Here is a 7,056-nt window from a genome sequence, read left to right as displayed (position 1 = left end):
GCCGCCCTGCTCGGCATGGTCGCCCGCCACACCGACGGCGAGCGAGACGCCGGGCACACCGACACCGTGCTCGACATCCGCAACCGGGCCGACGCGCTGCGCATCACCGGCCTCGGACTCGCCGAGGACGACGCCCGCGCGTTCGGCGCGGCCTACACGCTCCCGCGCGACACCGAGGAGGCGGGGCGGACCCGCACCGCGGCGATCGCCGCCGCACTGGTCGAGGCGGGACGGATCCCGGCGCAGGTCATCCGCGCCGCGGAGCAGGTGGGCGACCTCGCCGAGCGGCTGCGGCCGATCGGCAACCCCCACGTGATCAGCGACGGAGGAGCCGCGGCCGACGCCGCCCGGGCCGCGGCCGGCACCGCCCGGCTCGACGTCGAGATCAACCTGGCGGCCTCACCGACCCGCCGGCGCGCGACGAGCTGTCCGCGGCACTGACCGGCGTCGACGACCTGCTGCGCCGGGCCGACACGGTGACCGACGACGTACGGGAGCAGATCCGCCGATGACCCACCCGCCCCACGTCTGAGCGGGCGCGCGGAGGCTCAGACGACCTCGCGGACGGCCTTCTCGAACCCGATGACGTGCGCCCGGGCCCGGTCGGCGGCCTCGTCGGCCTGCTGCCCCGCGATGGCCCGCAGCAGGCCCGAGTGCTCGCCGACGTGCCGGTCGAAGTGCGTCATCCGGTCCAGGAACAGGCAGAAGATCCGGGTCGCCAGGTTGTCGTAGCGGATCAGGGTGTCCTCGAGGTGCGGGTTGGCCGCTGCGGAGTAGATCGTCCGGTGGACGTGCAGGTCCCAGCGCATCAGCTCGTCGCGGTCCAGGGTGCGCACGTCGATCCGGTCGATCGTGTCGGCCAGCTCGGCGAGGTCGGCCCGGATCGCGGGGCCGGAGTACTCGGCGGCACGGCGCGCGGCGAGCGGCTCGAGCTGCACACGGATCTCGGAGATGTAGGCGAGGTCGGTGATGTCCACGCCGGTCGCGAACGTCCCTCGGCGCGGGTAGGAGACGACCAGCCGGTCGATCTCGAGCCGCTTGAGCGCCTCCCGGACGGGGGTGCGACCGACCTCGAGGGACTTCGCGAGGGCGACGTCGTCGATGGCCGTCATCGGCGGGATGTCGAGCATGATCAGCCGATCCCGGATCACCGTGTACGCCTTGTCGGCGAGGGACGTGTACTCCGGCTCGGCGTCGTCGGGAAGAGCGGTCACCGTCGCATATTAACGCGACGGACGTGCCTAACAGTCAGCGGACATGCCCACACCTCTTGACTAAGACTGATATATCAAAGCACTGTGTACGCCGTGCCGCAGTTTCCGCGGACCGCGTCCGACCGAGGAGAGGCCGCCGTGTCCCGTTCCTTCATCCTGACCCTGAGCTGCCCGAACCGCACCGGCATCGTGCGCGCGGTCAGCGCCTTCCTGTTCGAGCACGGCTGCGACATCGGCGAGTACCAGCAGTTCGACGACCCGCTGCGCGGCCGGCTCCACCTGCGCACCCGGGTCGGCGCGGAGCACGACGTGGACCTCGACGCGATCAGCCGGGACTTCGAGGCGGTCGCGGCCGAGTTCGGGATGACGTTCACCTTCCACGACGGCGCCCCCGCCCGGATCCTGGTCATGGTCTCCAAGCTGGGCCACTGCCTCAACGACCTGATCTTCCGGTGGCGGGCGGGCAGCCTGGGCGCCGACATCGTCGCGGTCGTGTCCAACCACCCCGACCTGCGCCCGATGGCCGAGGCCGCCGGCCTGCCGTTCGTGCACGTCCCGGTCACCGCCGAGACCAAGCCCGAGGCCGAGGCGCAGCTGCTGTCGCTGGTCGACGCCTACGACGCCGAGCTGGTCGTGCTGGCCCGCTACATGCAGGTGCTCTCCGACGGGACCTGCAAGGCCCTCGAGGGCCGGGCGATCAACATCCACCACTCGTTCCTGCCCGGCTTCACGGGTGCCCGTCCCTACCACCAGGCCTACGCGCGCGGTGTGAAGCAGGTCGGCGCCACAGCGCACTACGTGACCCCGGACCTGGACGAGGGCCCGATCATCGAGCAGGAGGTGATCCGGATCGACCACTCCTACGATCCGAAGGCCCTGCAGATGGTCGGCCGCGACGCCGAGGCGCTCGCCCTGTCCCGCGCGGTCCGCTGGCACTGCGAGCGCCGGGTGCTGCTGACCGGCGGCAGCACGGTCGTCTTCCGGTAGCGCCCGCTCCGCGAGCCCACGGCCCCGTCCCCGCACCGCGGGGGCGGGGCCGTTCCGCGCTCTCTCCGTCGTGCCTCGCCTGCCGCCGGCCGGCTCGGCGACGCCGCGCGTCTCGCGGCACCCGGTGCGTGGGGTGCCACGCGTTCTGGTGGGGTGCCACGGCGTCCGTGCGCTCCTGCCGGTGCCGGTGACGGGAAGGGGAAGGGGAAGGGGAAGGGGGTGCGCGACCGCCCCGCGCCGGCGGGCCGGGCGGGGCGGTCGTGGTGGTGCGGGCCGGAGCGGGGGTCAGCCCACCCGGTCGCGCACCCAGTCGTGGAACTCGCCGATGTGGTGCTCGCTGGGCACGAGCACGCCGCCCTTCTCGTAGGAGCGCGAGTCCATCGCGAGCTGACAGCGCTCGCAGGCGTCGAAGTCCTGGACGTTGACCCGGTGGAACAGCTCCACCGAGCGGTCGATGTCGGCGCCGGAGTCGACGACCTCGGGCAGGTAGAGCCAGTCGCAGACGACCAGGGTCCGCTCGGCGGTCAGCGGGAACATGCGATGGAACACCACGTGGTCGGGGACCAGGTTGATGAACACCGACGGCCGCACGGTGACGGCGTAGTAGCGGCGGTCCTGCTCCTGGGCGACGCCCGGGAGGCGGGCGAGCCCCTCCGAGCCGTCGACGGTGAACCCCTTGATCTCCTCGCCGAACTCCGCGCCGTGCCCGACGAAGTACTGGGCGGCGAGGCCGTCGGCGAACTCGGGCAGCACCTCGGTGAGCTCGGGGTGGATCGTCGCGCAGTGGTAGCACTCCATGAAGTTCTCGACGATCTGCTTCCAGTTCGCCTTGACGTCGTAGGAGATGCGCCGGCCGAGCTTCAGGCTCTCGACGTCGTAGCCGACGATCGCGTCCGGGGAGCCGAGCCGTGTCGTGACGTCACCGATGACCGTCTCGGTGAACGAGGGCGGCACCTCGGCCAGGCTCAGCCAGACGTAGCCCAGCCACTCGCGGACGTGCACGGTGTGCAGGCCGTACTCGACCTTGTCGACGTCGGGCATCGAGCTGAGATTCGGCGCCGCGATGAGCTTGCCGTCCAGGCCGTAGGTCCAGGCGTGGTACGGACACTGGAAGGAGCGCTTGACCTCGCCCTTCTCCTCCGTGCACAGCCGCGCGCCACGATGCCGGCAGACGTTGAGGTAGGCCCGCACGGAGTTGTCCCTGGCCCGCGTGACGATCACGCTCTCCCGTCCGATCCGGACGGTCTCGAACGCGCCGGGCTTGTCCAGGTCCGCGGCCAGCACCGCGCAGAACCACGTCGTGTGGAAGATGTTGTCCTGCTCGGCCCGGAAGATCGCGGGGTCGGTGTAGTAGTGGCCGGCGAGGGTCTCTCGCAGGCTGTCCGGGAGGCTCTGCCCCTCGGTGGCGGGGGTCGACAACTCGCCGGTCGTCATGGCGGTACTCCTCGTGGGCGACGGTCGGGCGTGCGGCTGCGGGTCTGGCGCGAGGTCGGGTGCCGTCGACGGGTGTGTGTCCGGCGGGCCGAGTGCGGGATCGGTGCGACGGCATCGGGTGTCACGGGGGCCGGTGCCGCGGGACCGGGGGCCCGCGTGACGGCCGGGCGCCGGAGGCGACCGGCGTGCGGTCACGGTGGAAGCGTTGCGGCACAGCGGATCAACTCCTGCAGTGGGATCCGACGCGATGACGACGGCGCCGATCGGGGCCGCGGAAACACACGAGAAATACCGGAAACTGTTGCGTAACAAGCAACGAGTCGCTCTATGCGCACCACGATGGGAGCGCGTCCCCCGGGTCGGTGTCAAGGGGCCGTGGCGGTGGTGTTCGTGCAGGCCCGGGGTGTGGACCGGTCGCCGTGGGTGGGGCGACGGAACTGCCGGCGGCACGGTGACGACTCCGGTGTCGTCGGACTCCGGGCGGCTGGTCGGGTCTTGATCGCCGCTCCAGCCTCAAGTAACGTGCACAGATATATTACTCGAGTATCTGATGAGGAGTAGGTGCTGCCGGGTGGCGATCCCGGCCGATCGCCGCACGTCCGCCGCCCCCCCCCCCGGGGGGCCGGCCGGCGGGCCCCGTTCCCCGTCCACCCGTCGCGTCGACGATCCCGGCCGCGGGACCGCACGGCCCACGGAGCGGCGTACGGACCGCACTTCCCCCGCACCCGGACAGAGGTGGAGACGTCATGACGCCGGTCGATCCCCGGTCGTGTACCGAGGACCCCGGAGCACCCCCGGAACGCCCCCGCACGGACCCGGACGGTCTTCGGGATCGGGGCCGCGCCGGCGCTTGATCGGGCAGAAGACCGCCGACGGGGCGATCGGCAAGGCGATCGACATCCTCGCGTCGTCGCGACGCTGTTCGGCTCGGCCGCGGCCCTCGGTCTCGGCGCGTTCCAGATCGGCGGCGGCATGCAGACCGTCGGCTGGGGTCGACGGGGTGCCGGGGGCCGGCGTGCTCGCGACGATCATCGTCGTGCTGACCGCGGCGTTCATCCTCTCCGCGGTGTCCGGCGTCGCCCAGGGCATCCACCTGCTGTCCGACACCACCATGGTGCCGGCCGGGGCGTTGGCGCTGTTCGTGTCCGGCGCCGACGCCGCGTCGATCGTCATGGGCACGCTGTCCCAGCGCGGCACCCCGGGGGGGTCAGGCGGTGCGCAGCTCCACGCCGGCCTCGGTCAGCGCGGCGAGCGCCCGTTCCGTCGTCTCCGGGGCCACCCCGGCGCAGTGGTGCAGCAGCACCGTCGTCGCCAGCCCGAGCCGGGACGCGTCGAGCGCGGTCGCCCGGACGCAGTGGTCGGTCGCCAGGCCGACGACGTCGACCTCGGTCACCCCGCGCTCGGTCAGCCAGTCGCCCAGCGGGGTGCCCGACTCGTTCGCGCTGGCGCCCTCGAACCCGGAGTAGGCGCTGGTGTAGGCGCCCTTGTCGAAGACGCACTCGATCAGCGCCACGTCCAGCGCCGGGTGGAACGACGCGCCCGGCGTCCCCGCGCGGCAGTGCGGCGGCCAGGAGCCGACGAAGTCCGGGGTGTCGGAGAAGTGCGGCCCCGGGTCCACGTGCACGTCCCGGGTGGCGACGACGTGGTCGTAGACCCGCCCGTCGCGGCCGGCGGTCGCGAGCGGCCCGATCCCGGCGGCCACGGCGGCCCCGCCGGTCACCGCGAGGGCGCCGCCCTCGCAGAAGTCGTTCTGGACGTCGACGACGATCAACGCTCGTGCCATGGCTCAGCTCCCGGTCAGGAAGGTGGTCGGGATCGCAGGCTCGCCGCGGGACAGCTTCAGCCCCTCCCACGGTACGGCGACCAGCGCCGTCCGCAGCCGCTCCCGGGCGGCCTCCAGCCCGGTGACGACGTCGTCGGCGACGACCTTCCCGTCCCGCACCAGCGGTACCGGAAGCGCCCGGTCGTGCGGCCCGAGGACCGGGTCGGTGCCGTAGGGGTACACGACCTCCTCGACCGCGGTCCCGGTCGGCTTGAACCGGCGCAGCGCCGCCTTGCGCCCGCCGCGGGACTCCTTCGCGCTCGACCGCTTGGCCACCGGGCGTCCGTCGACCTCGACGAGCTTGTAGACCATCCCGGCCGTCGGCGAGCCCGACCCGGTGACCACCGAGGTCCCCACGCCGTAGGAGTCGACCGGCTCGGCGCGCAGCGAGGCGATCGCGTACTCGTCGAGGTCGCCGGACAGCACGATCCGGGTGCCGGTGGCGCCGAGCGCGTCGAGCTGCTCGCGGGCCTGGCGGGCCAGCTCGCCGAGGTCGCCCGAGTCGATGCGGACCGCACCCAGCCCGGGCCCGGCGGCCGCCACGGCGTGCTCGATGCCGCGGCGGATGTCGTAGGTGTCGACGAGCAGCGTGGTGCCGGTGCCCAGCGCGGCGACCTGGCTGGCGAAGGCGGCCGGCTCGTCGTCGTGCAGCAGGACCCAGGCGTGCGCGGCGGTGCCCGCGGTCGGGATGCCGTGCCGGGCGCCCGCGGCGAGGTTCGACGTCGTCGCGAAGCCCGCCAGGTACGCGGCCCGGGCCGAGGCCACGGCGGCCTCCTCGTGGGTGCGCCGCGAGCCCATCTCGATCAGCGGCCTGCCGGCCGCCGCGGTCACCATCCGGGCCGCCGCCGAGGCGATCGCGCAGTCGTGGTTGTAGATCGACAGGGCGACGGTCTCCAGGATCACCGCGTCGGCGAAGGTGCCGGTCACGGTGAGGACGGGGGAGCCGGGGAAGTACAGCTCGCCCTCCGGGTAGCCGTCGACGTCGCCGGAGAAGCGGTAGTCGCCCAGGCGCTCCAGGGTCGCCGCGTCGACGACCGGGGCGAGGAACTCCAGGTCGGCAGCGGAGAACCGGAAGCTCTCCAGCGCCTCCAGCAGCCGCCCCGTCCCGGCGACGACGCCGTAGCGGCGCCCGTCGGGCAGGCGGCGCGCGAACAGCTCGAAGACGCAATGGCGTTCCGCGGTGCCGTCGGCGAGGGCCGCCGCCACCATCGTCAGCTCGTAGCGGTCGGTCAGCAGGGCCGTGCCGGTCATGGCCGGGAGCCTACGGCTCCTGTGCCACCATGGGGTGCATGTCCGCGCCGTCCCCAGCGCCGTCCCCGGCGCCCACCGAGCAGGTCACACCCGACCTGGACGAGTCCGCCGGCCCCGACACGCCGTGGCAGGCCATCGTCTGGAACGACCCGGTCAACCTCATGTCGTACGTGACCTACGTGCTGCAGAAGGTGTTCCACTACCCCGAGGCGAAGGCCACCGCGCTGATGCTCGACGTGCACCACAAGGGACGCGCCGCGGTGTCGGCGGGGGACAAGGACACCGTGGAGGGTCACGTCGCCCAGCTCCACGCGGCCGGCCTGTGGGCCACCATGCAGCGGGCCTGAG

7 protein-coding genes and 1 pseudogene are annotated in these 7,056 nt (G+C 72.8%); 4 read left to right on the top strand and 4 right to left on the bottom strand.

Annotation, left to right across the window (positions count from 1 at the left end; genetic code table 11):
* A partial coding sequence (locus GTW08_RS02435) for a cyclodeaminase/cyclohydrolase family protein (RefSeq protein ID WP_161151333.1) occupies nt 1-441 on the top strand: 441 nt, incomplete at its 5' end.
* 107 nt (nt 442-548) lie between these two features.
* Here the strand turns inward: GTW08_RS02435 and GTW08_RS02430 are convergent.
* Nucleotides 549-1,214, bottom strand: a complete 666-nt coding sequence (locus tag GTW08_RS02430; RefSeq protein ID WP_073576176.1) for a GntR family transcriptional regulator — start codon at nt 1,212-1,214, stop codon at nt 549-551.
* Between the two features lie 138 nt (nt 1,215-1,352).
* On the opposite strand from GTW08_RS02430, the gene purU reads away from it, so the two are divergent.
* Nucleotides 1,353-2,201 carry a formyltetrahydrofolate deformylase gene (purU, locus tag GTW08_RS02425; RefSeq protein ID WP_073576175.1) on the top strand — a complete coding sequence of 283 codons (849 nt, stop codon included), beginning with the start codon at nt 1,353-1,355 and terminating at the stop codon, nt 2,199-2,201.
* Nucleotides 2,202-2,486: 285 nt separating this feature from the next.
* On the opposite strand, the gene GTW08_RS02420 is transcribed toward purU, so the two are convergent.
* On the bottom strand, nt 2,487-3,635 hold the full coding sequence (locus tag GTW08_RS02420) for an aromatic ring-hydroxylating oxygenase subunit alpha (protein ID WP_073576174.1): 1,149 nt from the start codon (nt 3,633-3,635) through the stop codon (nt 2,487-2,489).
* A gap of 850 nt (nt 3,636-4,485) precedes the next feature.
* Here GTW08_RS02420 and GTW08_RS31410 point away from each other — a divergent pair.
* Nucleotides 4,486-4,779 (top strand): annotated as a pseudogene (locus GTW08_RS31410) (BCCT family transporter); the annotation flags it as partial.
* A 63-nt stretch (nt 4,780-4,842) separates the two neighbouring features.
* Here GTW08_RS31410 and GTW08_RS02410 read toward each other — a convergent pair.
* A complete protein-coding gene (locus GTW08_RS02410; protein ID WP_073576173.1) occupies nt 4,843-5,418 on the bottom strand; it encodes an isochorismatase family protein in 576 nt (191 codons plus the stop codon).
* Between the two features lie 3 nt (nt 5,419-5,421).
* Entirely contained in the window at nt 5,422-6,708 is a 1,287-nt protein-coding gene (locus tag GTW08_RS02405) for a nicotinate phosphoribosyltransferase (RefSeq protein WP_073576172.1), read from the bottom strand.
* A 38-nt stretch (nt 6,709-6,746) separates the two neighbouring features.
* Here GTW08_RS02405 and clpS point away from each other — a divergent pair, with 38 nt between their 5' ends.
* Nucleotides 6,747-7,055, top strand: a complete 309-nt coding sequence (gene clpS, locus GTW08_RS02400; protein WP_060710877.1) for an ATP-dependent Clp protease adapter ClpS — start codon at nt 6,747-6,749, stop codon at nt 7,053-7,055.
* The last annotated feature ends 1 nt before the right edge of the window (nt 7,056 follow it).

Source organism: Pseudonocardia sp. SID8383, assembly GCF_009864975.1.
Classification (GTDB): domain Bacteria; phylum Actinomycetota; class Actinomycetes; order Mycobacteriales; family Pseudonocardiaceae; genus Pseudonocardia; species Pseudonocardia alni.
The sequence above is the reverse complement of the archived record's forward strand: the minus strand, read 5'-3'. Positions and strand labels throughout refer to the sequence as shown.

What these genes read in the sequence shown, in the direction of transcription:
- clpS (WP_060710877.1), top strand. Translation starts at nt 6,747, where the DNA reads ATGTCCGCGCCGTCCCCAGCGCCGTCCCCGGCGCCCACCGAGCAGGTC.
- GTW08_RS02410 (WP_073576173.1), bottom strand. Translation starts at nt 5,418, where the DNA reads ATGGCACGAGCGTTGATCGTCGTCGACGTCCAGAACGACTTCTGCGAG.
- GTW08_RS02405 (WP_073576172.1), bottom strand. Translation starts at nt 6,708, where the DNA reads ATGACCGGCACGGCCCTGCTGACCGACCGCTACGAGCTGACGATGGTG.
- GTW08_RS02420 (WP_073576174.1), bottom strand. Translation starts at nt 3,635, where the DNA reads ATGACGACCGGCGAGTTGTCGACCCCCGCCACCGAGGGGCAGAGCCTC.